Genomic DNA, 18,075 nt, shown 5'->3' on the forward strand with positions numbered 1-18,075 from the left:
GCACATTTTCTTCTCAGCATGACCCTCATCAATGACCATGAATACCAGCCTGTCGACGACCCCAGGTGCTGATGCTCAAGCTGTCAGCCTGGCCGTCGCGCGCACGCTCAAACAGGCACGCAAGGCACAGAAGATCACCTTGGATGAGCTATCCCGGCGCTCAGGGGTAAGCAAGGGAATGGTCGTCGAAATTGAAAAATGTACGGCGAACCCCAGCATTGGCATCCTATGCAAAATCGCAGCCGCGCTGGGTTTGTCCGTTGCAGACATCGTCAATGTGACCGAAGCCCCCTCTGCCCATATCATCGACAGCCAGGACATCCCCACGCTCTGGACCGGGGACCAGGGAGGGACGGCGCGACTTCTGGCAGGAACGTCCGGCCCCAATATGATCGAGCTGTGGCGCTGGGAAATGCATCCAGGCGAGGCCTTCGCGTCACCTGGGCACCCTCAAGGCACGCTTGAACTTTTTCATGTGGAGAAAGGCACGCTCAAATGCGTGGTAGGGGAAACGGAGTTGGTCATCCCTGCGGGGAGCTCGGCAGTGGCCAAGACCGATGTTCCCCATTCCTACTCCAACGCTGGCAAATCCAAGTTGGTATTCACCATGTCCGTGACGGAGATGCATCAGTAAGTGCTCACCGGAGCTTGCGCCATCGATACGGTGCAGGCGCCTAGAGCTTATGACTCCCCAACACCCAATACCGCTGCGGCTCCACCTTGCGCAGTCGCGCCGCCAGGAACACCCCCACCAGCAACGCCGCCGGAATGATCGCGCAGAGGCCATATGACAAAGCCTTGCTCGCCCCCGTCAGCACATCGAAATGCACCACCGCGATAAACAGGACCGCCAACAGGGCCACGCAAGAGAAACCAGGAAAAATCCGTCCACGCCATATTCCCAGCTTGAGTTCGGGGTGGCGCTGGGCAAAGACCCAGACCGCGGCGGAAGTCAGCGCCATCAGCAGAATCACACACAACGTCGCCAGGTTGGACAACCAGGCGAACAGTTGCAGGATCGGGTCGGCATCCATGGCGGCGAAAATCAGTACCACCACGGCGGAGATCAAGCTCTGCAACGCCGAGCCCATGTGCGGGCTCTGGTGGACGCGGTGGGTAGTGCCCAAGCGGCTGGGCAGCAAACCGTCACGTCCGATGGCATAGAAGTAACGGGCCGCGGCGTTGTGGAACGCCAGCAGCCCGGCGTAGATGCTGACCATGAACAGCACGCGGATAACCTGGGTCAGCTGCGGACCGACAAAATGATCGGACATGCCATAGATAAACGTCGTCGGGTCCTGCAAGGCCTGGAGCGTGGACACGATCTTGTCCGCCCCAACACCGATGACCATCGACCAGACCGACAGCGCGTAGAAACCACCGATCAGCAATACCGAACAATAGGTAGCAATCGGGATCGTCCGTTCCGGGTTCTTGGCTTCTTCGCCGTAGATGGTGGTGGCCTCGAAGCCGATGAACGCCGCGAAGCAGAACAGCAAGCCGATGGACGGCGTACCGCTGAACACGTGACTGCGATCGAACGCGTCGAGGTTGATGCCGCTGTCGCCACCGGTCCTCAGGATGGCAAAATCCAGGAGCAGGATCGCCAGGTATTCGGCGATCACGATCACCGACAGCACCCGGGCCGACAGGTCGATCTTGCGATAGCCAAGAATCGCGATGCTCGCCATCGCCAGGAGTGAATAGGTCCACCATGGCAAATCCAGGCCAAAGACGCTGGCCATCGTGCCGCTGACCACGCCGCCGAACATACCGTACAGGCCGACCTGGAGAATGTTGTAGGCAAACATCGCCAACACTCCCGCTGCGCCACCGGCCAAGCCACCCAAACCGCGGGAGGTGAACGCGTAGAAACCGCCGGCGTTGGTCACATGCCGGGACATGGTGGTATAGCCCACCGAAAATGCCAGCAACACCAGCAAGGCCAGGATCAGCAACGCCGGTGTGCCGGCGCCGTTGCCCAGCATGATGCCAATGGGGAAGCCGCCGGCGATGACACTCAAGGGGCTCGCCGCCGACACCACGAAGAAGATGATGAAGCCGACACCCAAGGCCCCACGCTTGAGCTCCGTGGAGCTATTGACCGGGAGAGGTACACTCATGTTTTCTTGACCTTATTGTATGAGGCAGGCGCTGTAGGATCGGTGCAGTCAAATGCTCACCGTCACCCAATCGCGTTATTGTTCTTGTTGCACGCTGGATTCGATCCTATGCCTCTCCCTGAACGCCCCATTAGCCCAAATCGGTCATCGCTGCGCTCGCCTCAAAAAAGCCTGGCGTGGGGCTAATGCCAGTTAGTCAAGTGGATACCACAGGCAAACACACAAACCGTGGCGAGGGAGCTTGCTCCCGCTGGGCTGCGTAGCAGCCCCAGAAACAGGGACGCTTCGCGACCCAGCGGGAGCAAGCTCCCTCGCCACAGGGTTATTGCCCGGCTTTGTTTCGCTTAACTGACAAGCATCAGGACGTGTGCCCCCCTCTCAATTCACTGCAAGGCAATACGCGCCGTCAGTTGCGACGCCGCGCCGGTGACCAGGTCGCACAGGTAGCCCTGCTGAAACGCTCGGAACCGCTCGCTGCGCCCCACCAGGGTCATGCTCCCGAGGACTCGGCGTTTTTCGTCGAAGATCGGTGCCGCGACGCCACTGCGTCCCGGGTGCAGCTCGCTTTCGCTGATGCAATAGCCCTGTTTGCGGATGGCGAGCAGCCCCTTGGTGAACGGCTTCCACTCCAGTTCCTGATGCAGCACTTGCGCGGGATTGGCGTGGAAGTCGTAGATGCGGCGAATCTGACGCGGCAGCAGATAGGCCAATACGACCCGAGCGGTCGCGCTGTGAAAAAGATCGATCGGCCGCCCTCGGTCGCCCCCCTCCGGGCCAGCGTCGGAGCCCCGCTGGATCAGCACATTGACCACCGAGTCGCCATGCCATTCGCTGACCAGCGCATCCAGGCCGGTGTCGGCCACCAGTTTGTCGACCAGGCCCCGGCTGCAGGCCAGCAATGGATCGTAGTGGGTCATCTGATGCTCCAGCGTGACGATACGTGGGCCGAGCGCATAGCCCCGCGGTAATCGCTTCAAGAAACCCGCGTCGCCGAGTTCGCGTAGATAACGATAGGCGGTGGCAGGCGTGTAGCCGAGCTCCCGGCAAATGACGTCCACATCGATGACCGGCCGTTCAGGGCGAAACAAGTCGAAGACCCTGAGCAGGCGGCGAAGGCTATTCATCTTTTCTACGTCCTTGTGCAGGCAAATGCTCAAGCAAGCGCACAACCGCCGATGGCAGCACGCGTGGTCTGGGATGGCAGCTCGGCGAACAGCGCCTGGTACTCGGCCGCAAAATGGCTGAGGTGAAAGAAGCCCCACTGGGCTGCGGCATCGCCAATGGAGAGATGCGCCGCTGGGGTGGACATCAAGGTTCGGCGCACACCGTTGAGCCTTACGGAGCGCAGGTAATTGACCGGCGTCGTCTCGGTCACCGAACGGAAGCTGTTCTGCACGGTACGGCGACTCACCTGGAGTCGCTGGCACAACTCATCTACGCTGGGCACGTTGTTCGATTGCGCGGTCGCCAGGCGGTGACATTTTTCGACAATGTAACTGCGCGTGGAGCTGGGCGCGCGCTGGTGCTTGTCGCAGGCGGGGTCGGTCATCAACTGGAGCAATTCGTCGAGCATGGTCTGCTCCAGTGCCATTTCCCGGTCTTGTGCGTTGTCGAGTTCTTCGCTCAAGAGCGCCTGGGAGAACGCCGCCAGCATTCGACGGCGAGCCCCGGCGTAGCGTTGGGTGGGAAGCCTGATCACCGGCTGGCGTAGCAACTGACCGATTTCCTTGGCCGACGCGGTTTGCGCCAACGCTTGCTCGAACAACTCACGCTCGAAGGTGATCGCCAGCAGCTCCATGCCCATCGGCATGTGGAACATGAACTCCTCGCCACCATGAAGAAAGAACAGGCTGCTGTCGTCCACTTCCCGCCCTTGCATCCGGATCGTACCCGGGACCGTGATCGGCACGGCGAAGCACATCTTGCCCCGAGGAGCCACGCCGTGCTGCACGACACGCTGGTTGATCTGCTCGCGAAAGACGTGGCAGCGCGGCGTCGTCAACTGGATCAGTGAGCTCTCAGCCGAACCAGCGGTCAGCTGGTTGTAGTCCTGGCTCCACTCCTGGACGGTGGCTGCGTGGACATGGATGTCGTGGAAGTGGCTGATGTTCAGGTTTTTCATGATGACGAAAGCCTCGGCCAATATTCTTGTTTTTAGATCGCCTTCACGACCGATATTCTCATATTAAGAGAATTCTGCAAATTTTCTTTTATGACCGCCAGATCTTCGAAAGGAAGGGACGCGGCAGCCTCCCAATGTGCCGATTCGGGCTACCGGCCAGGAACGGGCCACGAGGATGATCGAGACACTGAAACCGACATCCTGAGAGACCGTCATGAGTGAAGCCAAACTTGAATCCCTCCATTTCGCGGACGCCCCGCGGATAACCTCCACCATTCCCGGCCCCAAGACCACCGAGGCCCTGGCGCTGTCGGCGCGTACCGAGTCGATGGCCCGCGGCGGCGGACGCATGCCGGTGGCCATGGACCGGGCGTTCGGCGCGACCTTCAAGGACGCCGATGGCAACACCTACATCGACCTGTCCGCGGGCGTGGGCGTCAGCAGCGTGGGTCGCTGCCACCCGAAGGTGGTGCAGGCCATTCGCGAACAGTCCGAAGTGCTGATGCACGCCCTGGAAGTCAACAGCACCCGGCGCACCGAATTGGCCGCCAAGCTCTCCGAGATCGCACCCGACGGCTTGCGCGGCGACTGCATCACGTTCTTCACCCAAAGCGGTAGCGATGCGCTGGAGGCGGCCATCAAGTTTGCCAAGCGCGTTACCGGGCGGCACCAGATCATCGCCTTCCACGGTGGCTACCACGGCGTGTGGAACGCGTCCGGCGCGCTCACCACAGGCACGGCTTACCGCAAGGGCTACGGTGCCCAGATGGGTGGCGTCATTCACGCGCCCTACCCTTATGCCTATCGCTTCCCCTTCGACACCACCCACAAAAGCGCCGAGCAGATCGCCGGTGAGTACGTGGATTACCTGCTGAACACCCCCTACACCGCCGCCGACGACGTGGCTGCCGTGATCGTGGAGCCGGTGCAAGGCGAAGGCGGCTACGTTCCCCCCTCGCCAGAATTCCTGCAACTGCTGCGCAAGGCCTGCGACCGCAGCGGCGCACTGCTGATCGTCGATGAAGTGCAGTCCGGTGCGGGGCGTACCGGCAAGATGTGGGCGGTCGAGCATTCCGGCGTGAAGCCCGACATGCTCACGTTCGGCAAGGGCATCGGCAGCGACTTGCCCATGGCCGGCCTGATCATGCGTTCGGACCTGGCGGCGGCGATTCCTGACGGATCGATGCCCAACACCTTCGCCGCCAACTCGTTGTCCGCGGCAGTGGCATTGACCAACATCAGCATCCTCCAGGACCCGGAGCTTGACCTGCTCAACCGCGCTCACACACTGGGGCTGGAAGCGCAGGAGCGTATCCGTGGCTTCGGCAGCCCGCTGGTCGGCGAGGTCCGCGGTCGCGGCCTGATGATCGGCATCGAGCTGGTCTCGGACCCGACCACCAAGGCGCCACTGGCACCGGAAAAGATCGGCCAGCTCATGGGTTACCTGCTCAGCCACGGCGTGCTGATGATTCCCTGCGGGCGCTACAGCAACGTGATGCGGGTCATGCCTTCGCTGACGATTTCACGGGCGCTGTTCTTCAAGGCACTGGACATCTTCGGCGACGCCCTGGACGCCCTCGAGGCGTGAGATGTCTCGACGCTGCCCATCACCCCATGGACTCCAAAAATGACTAAGCATTTAAAACACTTCATCGCCGGTACGTCCTTCGAAGCCTCCGACGGGCGCCGCATCAACCTTGTCAACCCGGTCACAGAACAGGTCTACGGCAGTTGCGCCCAAGGCACCGCTGAAGACGTGGACCGTGCCGTGGCGGCCGCACGCAACCAGCTCGAACGTGGCGCCTGGAGCCAGTTTGACGGCGCCCAGCGCGCTCGACTGCTGTCGAAACTGGCGGATCTGGTGGAGCGCGACACCGACGTGCTGGCCGATATGGACGCCGACGCCATCGGCCGCTCGCCGATCGAGCCACGCCGGCTGGACGTGCCCAATGCGGTCGCCAACCTGCGCGCCTCTGCCGGCTGGGCCAACCAGCTCGAGGGGAGGACCATTCCCTCCGGCGGCTACTTCGGCACCCAGTCCCTTTCATACACGGTGCGGGAACCCGTGGGGGTGGTCGGCGCCATCGTTCCCTGGAATTCACCGCTGATGATCACCGTCTGGAAGCTCGCCGCTCTGCTGGCGGCGGGCTGCACCGTGGTCATCAAACCGTCGGAAGAGACACCCCAGTCGGCCTTGCACCTGGCGACGCTGGCCCAGGAAGCGGGTTTCCCTGACGGCGTGATCAACGTCGTGACCGGCTACGGCAACGAGGTGGGTCGTGCCCTGTGCGAACATCCCCATGTCGACAAGATCAGCTTCACCGGCAGCCCTGAAGCCGGCCGCGAGATCCAGCGCACCGCCGGCGTGCTGTTCAAGCGCGTGGCCCTGGAGCTGGGCGGCAAGAGCCCGCAGATCGTCTTCGACGATGCCTCCTTCGACGACGCGCTGTTCGGCTGCACCCTCGGCCTGTTCGCCAACCAGGGCCAGGTCTGCGCGGCCGGCTCGCGCATCCTGGTCCAACGCAATCTCGCCGATCGCTTCGCCGCCGCGCTGGCCGATGCCGCGCGCGCCGTCAAGGTGGGCGACCCTCGCCAACCGGGCGTGCAGATGGGGCCGGTGGCCAAGAAAGCGCAATTGGATCGCGTCAACCGTTACATCCAATTGGGTATCGACCAAGGTGCGACCCTGCTGGCCGGCGGTGTATCGAACCCTGAACAAGGCTGGTTTGTCCGGCCGACGATCTTCGCCAATGCCCGCAATGACATGGCGATCGCCCGGGATGAGATCTTCGGCCCCGTCGGCACGGTGATCACGTTCGACAGCGAGGATGAGGCGATCGCCTTGGCCAACGACTCCTCCTACGGCCTCGCGGCCACGGTCTGGACCAGCGACCTGGCGCGAGCGCACCGCGTCGCGGCGGCAATCAAGGCCGGTGCCGTGGGCATCAACTGCTGGAGCCCACTGGACGCCAACCTGCCCTGGGGCGGCGTCAAGGCCAGCGGCATTGGCCGAGAAGGCGGATTCAGCGGCGCGCTGGCCTACACCGAGGAAAAGGTCATTACCGTACTGCTGCCCAGCTCAAAATAACCCGCATTGACCCGGCCACCTTCCAAGCCGCTGTGCCGTAGAGGGTGGCCGTTCAACCGCGCATTTTCGATGCCTTGATGATGGATGGAGAGACCGCGATGAATCCGGCAAATCAAACAATAATTGATCGGTATCCGACGTCCCTGCGGATTTTGCACTGGGTGCGCGCCGTGCTCATCGCCGGCCTCCTCTGGGCGGGCTGGCACATGACGGGGCTCGATGACGAAGTGGCGAGCAAATATGAGCTCTACTACCCGTGGCACAAATCCTTTGGGGTGCTGGCATTCCTGGTGGTCCTGGTCCAGATCGCCCTGAGGGTGAAAACGGCCAGGCTGCCGCAACCGCCGGAGACGCTGGCGCGCTATGAGCGGGTTTCCTCACGACTTGCGCACCGTACGCTGTACGCGCTACTGGTGATCGTGCCGTTGATGGGTTACTCGATGTCGAGCACCTACACGATGAGCGACGGCGTGTTTTTCTTCGGGGTGAACCTTCCGGAGCTGCTGGGCAAGAATGACGACTGGTTCGTCGTCTTCCAGTGGCTGCACAAAGTGCTCGCCTATACCCTGCTCGGCCTGATCCTGGTGCACGTCGCCGGCGCCCTCAAGCACCGGTTTTATGACCGCGACCCTCGAAACGATGTCCTGCGCCGCATGCTGTGACTTGATTGAGGCGTTGGCGAAAAACGCCGACGCCTTCACTTATGGCTCGGACCGCAGAGGTCCGGTAAAGTCCGCCGGTGAAGCGACTGGCTTGACGAGCACCGCATCCTCCGGCAGCAAATAGCCCTCCTTGATCGCCTGTTGTTTGGCGGCTTCGAAACGACTCGCATAATTGGCATGACTGCCATACAACGCCTTCATCTGCTGCGCGGAATAGGGCACCTTCGTGTCGTAGGCCGAACCGCAGCCGGTCTCCTGGTCGGTCAGGTAGGTGGCGCTTGGCACCTTGATCCACGGCGGACGCACACCACCCACCATGTTGCCGGTCTGCAAATCGCGGGCAACGCCCTTCCCCTCACGAGCGACCCGCTCGGCCTTGGGCATCGGCGTGCCGTCACGCACCCAGCGATCCATCGCGTCAAGGATCGCGGACACAACCGTCTCCACCGGCTCGTCATACAGAAACTGGCAGCGCGGATCGTTGCGCTTGTCGCCGTCGGCCGGGTGCGGCTCAGTCCCCTCGGTGCCCTGATCGGCAAGGCGCAGATGGGGCATGCCCGTGACCTCGTAATAACGCAACTTCGGTTGGTCGGTATCTGGCGGGAGCGCGATCTCCTGGCGGGCATCGTGGACCACCTCGGCCTGGCTGTAGACCGTCACGAAAGGCGCATCCTCAGGGAGCTTGCGCGGAACCCTGAGCACCTCGCCACCCAGGTCGCCATACACAATGTGCCCGGTCATATAGGCGTCGATCAGCGGTTTACCGTCCGGCATGCGCCACTGCTGATGCCGGCCCTGATCGAGGTAATCGAGCCAGAGCTGCCCATTGATTGCCCAGGTGTTGACATAGATACGCTTGACGTCGAGCCCCTGGGTGGGACCGTGGTTTGACTTGAGCAGCAAGGCCAATTGCGCGGCAATGCCCTGCGCCTGGGGCGGGTACTGATCGGGACCGCTGCCGCGTCGAAACCGGTCGCTGTCGTAGTAGCTGCCGAGCGGTGCGTAGCGCTTGTAGTCGTAGCGTCGCATGAAGTCCAGATTCAGGTTGCGGGGCTCAGGATCCCAATCCAGCGTCTTGGGATCGTTAGCCGGTCGATTGATGCTGAGCGTATAGCCGACAAATGCGTAGCCCTTGCGCATCAGGTAGTTGCGGGTGAGGATCCAGCCCGCGCCGCGCTCGCCCATCCAACTGAACGGCTCCAGCACAACCGTGCCGTTGAAGCGTCCAGGGTCCTTGGGTTTGCGGATAAGAAAGCGCGTCACGTAGGGCGCGTCGAACACCTGTTCGCCAGAAGCGGTGATCGCCGGCGCGAGCCCCAGCAGGTAGTACTCCTCCTCCACATACCCGCCCCCCTCGAGGTCGACATACTCCGTGCCGTGCCTTGACGCAGACGCGAGAGGCAACCGGCCGCTGGGCGGCACCAAAGAGAATTGCGGCATGGAGGGCGTTTGCGCGCCGACGGGCGCGGCCATCGTCAGCACAAGCGACGCCGCCACGGACAGCCTGGGCGACCAAACCTCGCCCATGGGCTTCATTTCCACGTCCCGATGGTTTTCCCATTGGGCAACCGTAGCGCCTGGAGGGCGCCACCTGTCTTCGTCTCGTCCCTCATCGGCGCGAGTTGCAGGTCGACCTTATCGCCCGGCTTGAGCGTATTGGCCATCCAGCCCTGACGCATCAGGATATTCGGGCCGCCGGCCTCGATCGCCCAGGTCTCAGTCTTGTCCCCGGCCAGTACATCGACGAATAACCAAACGTGAGGATTTCTAAACTGCACCTCACTGACTGTGCCGGCAATCGCGACGAGCTTCGACATGTCGAAGGCTGAGTAGGAATGGTGGGCAAGCGCAGCCGGTGCTGCCGAACCCAGGAGCGCCAAGCCGAACAGCATGGATTTGAGATTCACTTCGTGTCTCCTTGATTTTTGTTGTTCGCTTGGTTCAGGTTGCGACGCTCGGGAATCGTCGTGATTTCCGCGCCCGTCACCGGATCGATCGACTCGTTATTGCTGTCCTCGCAGACAAACTCCATGAACTCGACCCCCTTGGGCGCACGGCGGAAAGTCAGCGGCGCCCACTGCCATGGCTTGACCAGCGCATCCGGGTCTTCGACCCTGCCGTCCACCTGCAGCAAGCCTTCGTCATTGATGAAGATCCGCTCTTTGATAATCATGCGCGGACCGTGGCCGAGCGCATCGTCGGCATGCCCATACTCACCCAACGTGGTCTCCTGCCGGATATGGGTCGTCTCGACGACCAACACATTTTCCTCCCAGCGTGCGACCGAATGGCCCTCGAACGTCGAGGGCGCTTCCTCGGGATTGGGGTGGGCGCGCCCATCCAGGTAAATGCGACGCGTCTCGCGCAGGAATTCTTGCGCCCAATTTATTTGTGTCGGCGTCTGCATGATCTCTACGGCGTAAGGCCCGACCATGTTCGTTGGCATGCCCAGCACCTTGCACGACGTCTTGAATTCACTGCCCACTTTGGCGAGCGCTTCAGCGCGTTTCCTGGCGCTCTCGAGATAGACCCCCTTGAGTTCCGGCGTGGTGCCGAACGGAGGGCCGACATTGGTATCGGGGTTATCGGCACCGGTGCTGTTGACGAGGGGGTCTACGGAGCTCCCCACTGGCATCCACAGACCGCTGAGGTCGGGCGGTCCGGCTTTCGGCTTGGCCACGCTGGACGTTGCGGGGGGCGTTGCGGCGATGGCGAACAAGGGATTCGCGGATGCGGCCAGAATAGCCAGCAGCGCGATCACTGCGTGAACAAGAGGGAGCGTTTTCATAGGCATGACCTGCGTCTTTTTCTACACGTTGGTAGTGCTGAGGATGTTTGGCGGCGTGGATGGCCGCTCAGAAGCTCACCCAGGCGATGAGCTGGAAGTAGGTATTCGTCGATGCGCTCCCACTCTGGTTGCCACCGTTGCCGAGCCACTTCTCGGGCTTGTAGAAGCCGATGAGGGGCGAGAGCGTGATGTTGTCCGTCACCATCCAGTCCAGGAAGAAGTCGACCTCACGTGCGCTGAAGTCCTGCTCCCCACGCCGGGAAAGCTGGTGGTAGTCGAAAGCCATCGCGTTAAGCGTCAACTTGTCGGTCGGCATGACCGAGAGCAACACATCATGGATCTGCATGTTCGAAGTCACTGAACCGGCGTAATTCACCGCGACTTCACCTTGGTAGCGTTTGCGAAAACCGCCTTGGAACAGGAAGTCCCAGCCCTCGGAATAGCGCGTATAGCGATAGCTCACCGTCGGTTGCCATTTGGCATCGGCGAAGGTGTAGCCCGCGTCGAAGAACATCGCCCGCTGCGACCCCGAGCGTTTTTCCTGGCGCGCCACTTCGAACGCGAAATCGGCGTTCTCGATGCCGGCATTGCCCTGGCCACGAATGCTGTAGATGTCCATGCCCTTGCGTTCACCCCGATCGCCAAAGACGTATCGCTCTTCGACATCCAGACCACGCACGTACGTTGAACCGATCGAGCCGCTGGGCGTCGTGTAGTCGACGGTGGCGGCCGCCACTTCGGTCTTGGACTGCCCGGGATTATCCGACTTCAACCAGATCAAGCTGCCATGCAGGCCCTGCCTGCCGCCCAGCTTCAAGACTGCCGTATTCCCGAACGCCAACCGCGGGCCGAGGTAAAAGGCACCGCCGCGATTGAACCGGCCATCCGCTACGCCCTCGATGGGGTTGAAAGCGTTCCCCGGGGCGAACCCATCATCGGTGATCAGAAAGCCGTCCACCGTCACGATCTGTCGGCCAAAAGAAAAATCAACGCCGTCCGTGCCCAACGCCGGAATCAGGTCACCTGACTTCCAGCCCAGGTAGGCATCTTCCACTGCGGTTTCTCTTTCGTTTCCGGCGGTGATCGCTCCTGCGTCGCCGTCGCCCCATGACCCCGTACTGATCAGGCTGAACCCGCCGTAGATCGAGCCGGCGGCGATCTGATCCGTCGTGCCGCTGAGACCATATTTGGCGAACCCTTCCTGCCATCGCATGGTGCCGGGCTCCCGCTGCGGGTCGCCGAGGTAGTTCTTGCTACTACCGAACCAGCCAAATCCCGCCCAAAACTCGGCGTTAAGGACGGTCCCACCTTCGTTGTCGTTGTACAACTCGTAGCCCTGTGCCTGCGGCTCGAACGCGCAGACGGCAACCAGCGAAAGCAATGGAGCGTAACGGGGGGTGCGCATGACGTCTCTCCTGTTTTTATATTTATGAGGCGAGTCATGAGTGTTCCGATTCGGCTCGCCCATGCGGTAGCCCAAATCAGCATGTGCACGGGGTTGGCCACCCATTTCCTTGGCGCTATTTCTCCCTGCTGAAAAACATGTCCAGAGGCTTGAACGGTTGCCGTTTTGGGCTACGGCCTGCCCGTGCGTGCGCCCTATGCTGGGGCCATAAGAACGCATAAGAACGAGGCATCCGTCATGACCCCAATACCGCTGTTACGTCAGGGGCTTTGCCTGCTGACCATCGTCGCCTGCAGTGCCCTGCCGTCCCTGGCCACTGCCCACCATTCATTCGCGCTGTTCGACCAGACCAAGACGGTCACGGTCAAGGGCGTGGTCGAGCGCTTTGCCTGGACCAATCCCCACATCACGATTTACCTCGATACGCCCGGCCCACCGGCCCAGCGTTTCAAGATCGAGACGGGCAGCGTCAACGCGTTGCAGCGTGCGGGCTGGAGCGCAGACTCGATCAAGGCCGGCGAGAGCGCCGAGGTGTCCTTCAGGCCGCTGAAAAACGGTGACCCGGGCGGACTGCTCGTGGAGATCAAGATCGGTGACGTCGTGCTCACGGGCGGCGGATAGGGGAACTCCCTCGCCTGATGACCACGGAACCAAACCGAACAAGCCAGCCAGCAGCGTGGAGACGTTTCAATGAAACCGACACGAACCTTGAGCGCAGCAACGATCTTCCTCGGCGTCGTCCTCGTGACGGTCGCCGGGGTGTGCAACGCAGCCACCTCGAAAACCCAGGACAACACTCCCCCGGATATCAGTGGCACCTGGGAAAGAACCCCGGACGACTGGTTCGGTGAGAACCCGGACGATCCGGTGCACCCAGGCGGCCCGATGGACCTGAAGGAACCCTATGCCCGCGAATACGCCGCGCTGAAAAAGAAACAAGCCGCCGCGAACGAAGCCGGCACGCCCTTGGCCACGACAAGTTCCCGGTGCCTGCCCGAAGGCATGCCGACGATGATGGCGGCGCTGTTTCCGATCCAGATCATTCACGACGACAAGCAGGTGATTGTCCTCGGCGAGTACCTCCAGCAGGTGCGCCGGATTCTCCTGGACCAAGCCATGCCGCCCAAAGAGAAGCTCGACCCCAAGTACCAGGGTCATTCCCGCGGCCATTGGGAAGGCGACACCCTCGTGGTGGAGACGCAACGTGTGCGAACCGACGTGACGTTTTATGACGTTCCCCACAGTGAGGCGATGACGATCACCGAGCGCATCAGGCTAAAGGGCCCGGACCACCTGGAAAACCAGGTGGTGATCGAGGATCCGCAGGTGCTGAACACCCCGTATCGCTTCACGTTCGACTACAAGCGCTCCAACTACGCCATTCAAGAATACGTTTGCGAGAACAACCAGATCGTGATCGACAGCGAGGGCAAGGCGTCCCTCAGCCGTGAGTGAAGCCCTGCCGCGAGGCCAGGGTTGGGGCTGCAGCGCAGCCCAGCGGGAGCAAGCTCCCTCGCCACAAAGGGCGGTGTTTGCCACGAATGAGTGGGCAACATCATGGAACTGATTACTCCACACCGCCCAGCCACACACAAAACCGTGGCGAGGGAGCTTGCTCCCGCTGGGGTGCGCAGCGCCCCCAAACCAGACTGATTTTGCTCCTTTGGAGATGACCGGATGGAACGACCGATGACCACCAGCCTCCTGCGGCCGACGCTGCCCGGCGTCCTGCTGTCGCTGATCCTTGGCTCGAACGCGTTTGCCGAGGTGCCGCGCATGCCCACGGCCATTGCCATGCCACCTTCCAGCGAGCCACCGCTGTCGTCGGCGAAACGGCCAGGCACGGAACACAGCGATCTCGACAAGTACGGCTACGTCGAGGAGGAGCTTTACCTGCAAGGCGTCGCCCCGGCGATTACCGCCGCAGGCAAAACCCTCTTCGAGGCGCCCTACACCACGCGCATCCTGGTACGTAAACCGGCGGACCCCGGGCGGTTCAACGGCACCGTGGTGATCGAGCCGTTCAGTTGGTTTGGCGAACGTGGCGCCGGATGGATCCTGACCCGCGACTACTTGCTGCGACGTGGCTACGCGTACGTGGGCTACACGTTGAACATGAACAAGCCGGCCGTCGATCCCAAGTTCCTCTCGGACACCCCGGCCGCCGAAGCGGAGCAAATTGCCCAGTACGGACAGATCGTGAACTTCGAGTTCATGCGCCGCTTCGACTATGCCCGCTATGCGCCGCTGGGTACCTACTACGACCCGCAGCGGTTCACCCGTGGCGAAGGCCCCGACCCGTTCGTGCCCCAGTCACAAGGGATCGCGGCGCAGCTGGCGTTGCTGCTCAAAACCAATGCCGCGCAGGGCCCGTTGGCAGGCCTGAATGTGCAACGCGTCTACGTCAACAGCTGGGCGGTGACCGCGCAGGTCTGGATGGACTACCTCGACCAGGGTCGGCACCAGCAATGGCGCATGCCCGACGCTCGGCCGTTGATCGATGCCTACATGACGGGACGCATGGCCTATGGCGAGGTGGGCGGCGACGTCATCCGGCTGCCTCGGCAAATGCCCGATGGCGTGCCGTTCGTGACCGTCTACAGCCAATCCGAACTGATGCATGACGTCATCGAAGGCATCGACCTGCCGCCGGACACCGACAGTCCGCAGCTTCGCTATTACGAAGTGACCGGCATGCCCCATCTGCGGCTGGCCGACCTCGGCACGGAACATACCGAACTGTTCGCCGCCGACGTCGGCAAAGGCGACGATCCACGGTGCCGGACGCTGTACGACGAGCCGGCGGAACTGGTCGTCTCGGCCCTCCTCGATGGCATGGACCAATGGGTGCGCGAAGGCAAAGCCATGCCGAAGGCCCCGCGAGTCGTGCGCGAGGGCAACGTCGCCGTACGCGACCCCGCCACCGGCAACCTGCAAGGGGGTGTGCGCCCGCCGTGGGTCCAGGTGCCCAGTGCGACCTACCTCACGGACCAGGAGACCGACTGCGGCCTGATCTACGACACCAAGGTGCCCTATTCCAAGGACGTGCTTGGCCAGCGCTATGGAAGTTTCAGCCGCTACGAACAGGCGTTCGAAGACGCTAAGGATCTCTCGATCAAGCAAGGCTTTCTCCTTCCGGAAGATGCAACGGGCCTGCGTCCGATCGCGAAACCTCAAGACTTCTAACCCAACGCGGAAGCAAAGCAGATGTCATCAGAACTCATCATCGCCTGGATCTACGCGTCGCCGCTAAGCACAGCCATCAGGGACATGTTCTGGGTCGTGCCCACCGTCCAGAGCGTTCATATCGTCGCCATCGCGGTGATCTTCGGCGCCGCGGTCATCTCCGACCTCAGGCTCGCCGGCGTATTCGCCACCGATGAGCCCATGGGTGGCGTCGTGCGCCGCTACTACCCGTGGATGCGCGCCGCCCTCATCGTCCTGCTCCTCAGTGGATTGGTCATGGTCATTGGCGAGCCCGACCGCGTGCTCGTCAACACAACGTTCTGGCTGAAGATGTTTCTGGTCGTCGCCGTGTTCACGCTGACCTGGTTGGTCCGGCGTCCGTTGCTGCGCACTGTCGACCCCGCATCAAGCGACGACGAAAAGCCGCCCATCAGGGTTTTGGCCTGGCTGTCGATTGTCCTGTGGTGCGTCGTGATCTTCTGCGGTCGCTGGATTGCCTACTGATCCCAGCGTTTTCAATGTTTTTTTCAGGTATTCGCCATGGACATCCAATCGATACTGCAAGCCCTCGAGGACACCACGGTCGCGGCCCGGATCAGAGAGTCGGGCTCGATTTTTCCAAACCTGGAGTCGGTGCATGTGATCGGCATCGCCCTTGTGTTCGGGACCATCGCCGTCGTCGACTTGCGCCTGCTCGGCATCGCCTCCCATCGTCGAAGCGCGCTCCGGCTGATCCAGGAGTTGTTGCCCTACACCTGGGTTGCCTTCGCAGCCTGTGTGGTCACCGGCCTGCTCATGTTCGCCTCCAATGCCACCACCTATGCGCAGAACAGCGTGTTCTGGTGGAAGATGGGCCTGTTGCTGCTGGCGGGCCTCAACATGGCAATCTTCCACCTGGGCGCCTATCGGCGGATCGACGAATGGGACACGATCCTGCCGCCCCCCGGCCAGGCCCGCGTGGCCGGTTTCTGCTCGTTGGCGCTGTGGGCGTGCGTGATCGGCCTCGGGCGCTGGATCGGGTTTGTCTGATGGCTCGCCTGTCGCGAACCTGGCCCTGCGCTGACCCCAACGGCGCGAACAAGGTCGTGCGCCCGGCTTCCGGCCGCTGGGAATCGCTGGCCCTGCTGCTGGCGGCCCTGGCAATCATCGCCAGCGTGACAGGCTATGTGCTGCTGCGCCCAAAGCACCCCGGCCCGCCGATACCCTTGGGCTGGCAAGTGCGTTCCTTCGATGGGCTGGGTGCGGTCGACCAGGCCATCCACAGCGCTCTGCTACCTGCTGGGGAAGAAATCATCTGGAACAACAACGACACCGGCGGTTGGATCACCCTGGAACGTGCCCAGGAAATTTGGCTGCCACCCTTCTACCGCGACGCCTTCTGGAAGACCAACGGCCAAGTCCATTGGCAGTTGATCCTGCCTGGCGGCCATCTGCCCCATGCCGGTTCCGACGACGGGCACGAGGACGACGCGCCGGCCCCGGCCACCAGCGAGGTGTCGCAAGCCACCCAGGGCCAGGGCGCCACGGTCTACTACGGCGCCGCCGGCCGCGCGCCTGGCCAGAGCGCCTACTTGCTCGTCATTGGCCACGCCCATGCCGGCGTCATGTGGGCCAACCAGGCGACGATCTGGGTCCACCCCGACCCGAACGCGCCCTACCCCGGCATCGTCAAGCCCGAATCGCTGGTCGGCAAAGGTTGGCGCCAAGTCATCCCTTATGACGGCGCCAGTGAAGTCGAACGCGTAAAAGGAAACCAGCCATGACCGTTTCTCCGAAGCACCGCGCGATATGGCGCCGTTGCCTTGCGCTGCTGATGCTGATACCCGCCATCGCACTCGCCAGCCCGACTGTGCCCCTGGGCAAAAAGCTCAAGATTGGCGTCACCTTGCACCCCTACTACAGCTTCGTGGCGAATATCGTCGGTGATCGGGCCGAGGTCGTGGCGCTCATCCCGGCGCAAGCGAATCCGCACAACTATCAGCCGCAGCCGGACGACATCACCCGGGCGATGACGCTCGATGCTCTGGTCGTCAACGGCATCGGCCACGATGAATGGGCCTCTCAGATCGTCAAGGCGGCCGGTCGGGGAACGACGCTGCCGATCATCCAGGCCAATGCCTCGGTGGCCCTGATTCCCATCGGCGGTGACCAGGGCGGTGCCAAGGTGGTCAATCCGCACACGTTCGTCTCCACCACCGCAGCGATACAGCAGGTCTTCGAAATCGCTCGCCGGTTGGGGGAGCTGGACCCGGGCAACGCTGCGACGTATCGACACAACGCCCTCGCCTATGCCGCACGCATCCGAGCATTACGGGCCGGTTTCATGACCCGCTTCGCCGCTCTGGATCTGTCAGCGTTCCGCTGCGCGACCACCCATGCCGGCTACGACTACATGATGCAGGAGTTCGGCCTGTTCGTGAGGGCCGTGATCGAGCCTCGTCACGGCGTCGCGCCGACCGCGCGCCAGTTGGCCAACACCGTCGATGCGATCAAGAAGGCCAATGTGCGGGTGCTGTTTGCCGAGAAAAACTTCTCGCTCGACCTCGCCAAACCTATTGAAGCCGCGACCGGCGTGAAGGTCTTTGCCCTGTCGCACATCACCGGCGATACCTACAGCGCGGACGAGTTCGAGGTGGCGATGCGCGAAAACCTCGAGACCTTGGCCGAAGCCATTGAGTTTACGCAGCGATGAAAGAGGAAC

18 protein-coding genes are annotated in these 18,075 nt (G+C 62.3%); 11 read left to right on the forward strand and 7 right to left on the reverse strand.

The window, feature by feature from the left end; genetic code table 11:
* The first annotated feature begins 31 nt into the window (after positions 1-31).
* The gene (locus HU767_RS02195) at positions 32-634 is read left to right on the forward strand and encodes an XRE family transcriptional regulator (RefSeq protein WP_186706739.1); all 603 of its coding nucleotides are present in this window, start codon (positions 32-34) and stop codon (positions 632-634) included.
* A 40-nt stretch (positions 635-674) separates the two neighbouring features.
* Here HU767_RS02195 and HU767_RS02200 read toward each other — a convergent pair whose 3' ends face one another.
* The 3 genes from HU767_RS02200 to HU767_RS02210 form a co-directional block, all read right to left on the reverse strand.
* On the reverse strand, positions 675-2,123 hold the full coding sequence (locus HU767_RS02200; RefSeq protein ID WP_186728386.1) for an APC family permease: 1,449 nt from the start codon (positions 2,121-2,123) through the stop codon (positions 675-677).
* A gap of 383 nt (positions 2,124-2,506) precedes the next feature.
* The gene (locus tag HU767_RS02205; protein WP_186706737.1) at positions 2,507-3,247 is read right to left on the reverse strand and encodes an IclR family transcriptional regulator C-terminal domain-containing protein; all 741 of its coding nucleotides are present in this window, start codon (positions 3,245-3,247) and stop codon (positions 2,507-2,509) included.
* Between the two features lie 29 nt (positions 3,248-3,276).
* Positions 3,277-4,245, reverse strand: a complete 969-nt coding sequence (locus HU767_RS02210; RefSeq protein ID WP_186728387.1) for a helix-turn-helix domain-containing protein — start codon at positions 4,243-4,245, stop codon at positions 3,277-3,279.
* A gap of 214 nt (positions 4,246-4,459) precedes the next feature.
* On the opposite strand from HU767_RS02210, the gene HU767_RS02215 reads away from it, so the two are divergent.
* The 3 genes from HU767_RS02215 to HU767_RS02225 all read left to right on the forward strand — a co-directional run bounded on the left by HU767_RS02215 (position 4,460) and on the right by HU767_RS02225 (position 7,995).
* Positions 4,460-5,833: an aspartate aminotransferase family protein gene (locus HU767_RS02215; RefSeq protein WP_186706735.1), complete on the forward strand. Its 1,374-nt coding sequence runs from the start codon at positions 4,460-4,462 to the stop codon at positions 5,831-5,833.
* Between the two features lie 39 nt (positions 5,834-5,872).
* Entirely contained in the window at positions 5,873-7,333 is a 1,461-nt protein-coding gene (locus HU767_RS02220; protein ID WP_186728388.1) for an aldehyde dehydrogenase family protein, read from the forward strand.
* A gap of 98 nt (positions 7,334-7,431) precedes the next feature.
* Positions 7,432-7,995 (forward strand): cytochrome b, encoded by a 564-nt coding sequence (locus HU767_RS02225; RefSeq protein ID WP_186706733.1) that lies wholly within the window; start codon positions 7,432-7,434, stop codon positions 7,993-7,995.
* 39 nt (positions 7,996-8,034) lie between these two features.
* On the opposite strand, the gene HU767_RS02230 is transcribed toward HU767_RS02225, so the two are convergent.
* From HU767_RS02230 to HU767_RS02245, 4 genes are all read right to left on the reverse strand, one after another.
* Positions 8,035-9,531, reverse strand: a complete 1,497-nt coding sequence (locus HU767_RS02230) for an alpha/beta hydrolase domain-containing protein (protein ID WP_186706732.1) — start codon at positions 9,529-9,531, stop codon at positions 8,035-8,037.
* The gene (locus HU767_RS02235; RefSeq protein ID WP_186706731.1) at positions 9,528-9,902 is read right to left on the reverse strand and encodes a DUF6152 family protein; all 375 of its coding nucleotides are present in this window, start codon (positions 9,900-9,902) and stop codon (positions 9,528-9,530) included. Before HU767_RS02235 ends, HU767_RS02230 begins: the two co-directional genes overlap by 4 nt.
* Positions 9,899-10,789: a hypothetical protein gene (locus HU767_RS02240; RefSeq protein WP_186706730.1), complete on the reverse strand. Its 891-nt coding sequence runs from the start codon at positions 10,787-10,789 to the stop codon at positions 9,899-9,901. Before HU767_RS02240 ends, HU767_RS02235 begins: the two co-directional genes overlap by 4 nt.
* A gap of 61 nt (positions 10,790-10,850) precedes the next feature.
* Positions 10,851-12,188, reverse strand: coding sequence for a hypothetical protein (locus tag HU767_RS02245; protein ID WP_186706729.1), 1,338 nt, complete (start codon positions 12,186-12,188; stop codon positions 10,851-10,853).
* Between the two features lie 237 nt (positions 12,189-12,425).
* On the opposite strand from HU767_RS02245, the gene HU767_RS02250 reads away from it, so the two are divergent.
* The 7 genes from HU767_RS02250 (at position 12,426) to HU767_RS02280 (ending at position 18,066) form a co-directional block, all read left to right on the forward strand.
* Positions 12,426-12,809, forward strand: coding sequence for a DUF6152 family protein (locus HU767_RS02250; protein ID WP_186706728.1), 384 nt, complete (start codon positions 12,426-12,428; stop codon positions 12,807-12,809).
* Between the two features lie 69 nt (positions 12,810-12,878).
* On the forward strand, positions 12,879-13,643 hold the full coding sequence (locus HU767_RS02255) for a hypothetical protein (RefSeq protein WP_186728389.1): 765 nt from the start codon (positions 12,879-12,881) through the stop codon (positions 13,641-13,643).
* Positions 13,644-13,877: 234 nt separating this feature from the next.
* The gene (locus HU767_RS02260) at positions 13,878-15,374 is read left to right on the forward strand and encodes an alpha/beta hydrolase domain-containing protein (protein ID WP_238349396.1); all 1,497 of its coding nucleotides are present in this window, start codon (positions 13,878-13,880) and stop codon (positions 15,372-15,374) included.
* Positions 15,375-15,395: 21 nt separating this feature from the next.
* Positions 15,396-15,878, forward strand: coding sequence for a DUF6644 family protein (locus HU767_RS02265; RefSeq protein WP_186706725.1), 483 nt, complete (start codon positions 15,396-15,398; stop codon positions 15,876-15,878).
* Positions 15,879-15,914: 36 nt separating this feature from the next.
* Positions 15,915-16,403, forward strand: coding sequence for a DUF2214 family protein (locus HU767_RS02270; protein WP_186706724.1), 489 nt, complete (start codon positions 15,915-15,917; stop codon positions 16,401-16,403).
* Complete coding sequence (locus HU767_RS02275) at positions 16,403-17,137, forward strand: hypothetical protein (RefSeq protein WP_186706723.1); 735 nt, start codon at positions 16,403-16,405, stop codon at positions 17,135-17,137. The genes HU767_RS02270 and HU767_RS02275 overlap by 1 nt, the downstream gene beginning before the upstream one ends.
* Positions 17,134-18,066, forward strand: a complete 933-nt coding sequence (locus HU767_RS02280; protein WP_186706722.1) for a zinc ABC transporter substrate-binding protein — start codon at positions 17,134-17,136, stop codon at positions 18,064-18,066. Before HU767_RS02275 ends, HU767_RS02280 begins: the two co-directional genes overlap by 4 nt.
* Positions 18,067-18,075 lie beyond the last annotated feature (9 nt).

Source organism: Pseudomonas sp. SWRI179, from assembly GCF_014268705.1.
Taxonomy (GTDB): domain Bacteria; phylum Pseudomonadota; class Gammaproteobacteria; order Pseudomonadales; family Pseudomonadaceae; genus Aquipseudomonas; species Aquipseudomonas zanjanensis.

What these genes read in the sequence shown, in the direction of transcription:
- HU767_RS02195 (WP_186706739.1), top strand. Translation starts at nt 32, where the DNA reads ATGACCATGAATACCAGCCTGTCGACGACCCCAGGTGCTGATGCTCAA.
- HU767_RS02200 (WP_186728386.1), bottom strand. Translation starts at nt 2,123, where the DNA reads ATGAGTGTACCTCTCCCGGTCAATAGCTCCACGGAGCTCAAGCGTGGG.
- HU767_RS02205 (WP_186706737.1), bottom strand. Translation starts at nt 3,247, where the DNA reads ATGAATAGCCTTCGCCGCCTGCTCAGGGTCTTCGACTTGTTTCGCCCT.
- HU767_RS02210 (WP_186728387.1), bottom strand. Translation starts at nt 4,245, where the DNA reads ATGAAAAACCTGAACATCAGCCACTTCCACGACATCCATGTCCACGCA.
- HU767_RS02215 (WP_186706735.1), top strand. Translation starts at nt 4,460, where the DNA reads ATGAGTGAAGCCAAACTTGAATCCCTCCATTTCGCGGACGCCCCGCGG.
- HU767_RS02220 (WP_186728388.1), top strand. Translation starts at nt 5,873, where the DNA reads ATGACTAAGCATTTAAAACACTTCATCGCCGGTACGTCCTTCGAAGCC.
- HU767_RS02225 (WP_186706733.1), top strand. Translation starts at nt 7,432, where the DNA reads ATGAATCCGGCAAATCAAACAATAATTGATCGGTATCCGACGTCCCTG.
- HU767_RS02230 (WP_186706732.1), bottom strand. Translation starts at nt 9,531, where the DNA reads ATGAAGCCCATGGGCGAGGTTTGGTCGCCCAGGCTGTCCGTGGCGGCG.
- HU767_RS02240 (WP_186706730.1), bottom strand. Translation starts at nt 10,789, where the DNA reads ATGCCTATGAAAACGCTCCCTCTTGTTCACGCAGTGATCGCGCTGCTG.
- HU767_RS02245 (WP_186706729.1), bottom strand. Translation starts at nt 12,188, where the DNA reads ATGCGCACCCCCCGTTACGCTCCATTGCTTTCGCTGGTTGCCGTCTGC.
- HU767_RS02250 (WP_186706728.1), top strand. Translation starts at nt 12,426, where the DNA reads ATGACCCCAATACCGCTGTTACGTCAGGGGCTTTGCCTGCTGACCATC.
- HU767_RS02255 (WP_186728389.1), top strand. Translation starts at nt 12,879, where the DNA reads ATGAAACCGACACGAACCTTGAGCGCAGCAACGATCTTCCTCGGCGTC.
- HU767_RS02260 (WP_238349396.1), top strand. Translation starts at nt 13,878, where the DNA reads ATGACCACCAGCCTCCTGCGGCCGACGCTGCCCGGCGTCCTGCTGTCG.
- HU767_RS02265 (WP_186706725.1), top strand. Translation starts at nt 15,396, where the DNA reads ATGTCATCAGAACTCATCATCGCCTGGATCTACGCGTCGCCGCTAAGC.
- HU767_RS02270 (WP_186706724.1), top strand. Translation starts at nt 15,915, where the DNA reads ATGGACATCCAATCGATACTGCAAGCCCTCGAGGACACCACGGTCGCG.
- HU767_RS02275 (WP_186706723.1), top strand. Translation starts at nt 16,403, where the DNA reads ATGGCTCGCCTGTCGCGAACCTGGCCCTGCGCTGACCCCAACGGCGCG.
- HU767_RS02280 (WP_186706722.1), top strand. Translation starts at nt 17,134, where the DNA reads ATGACCGTTTCTCCGAAGCACCGCGCGATATGGCGCCGTTGCCTTGCG.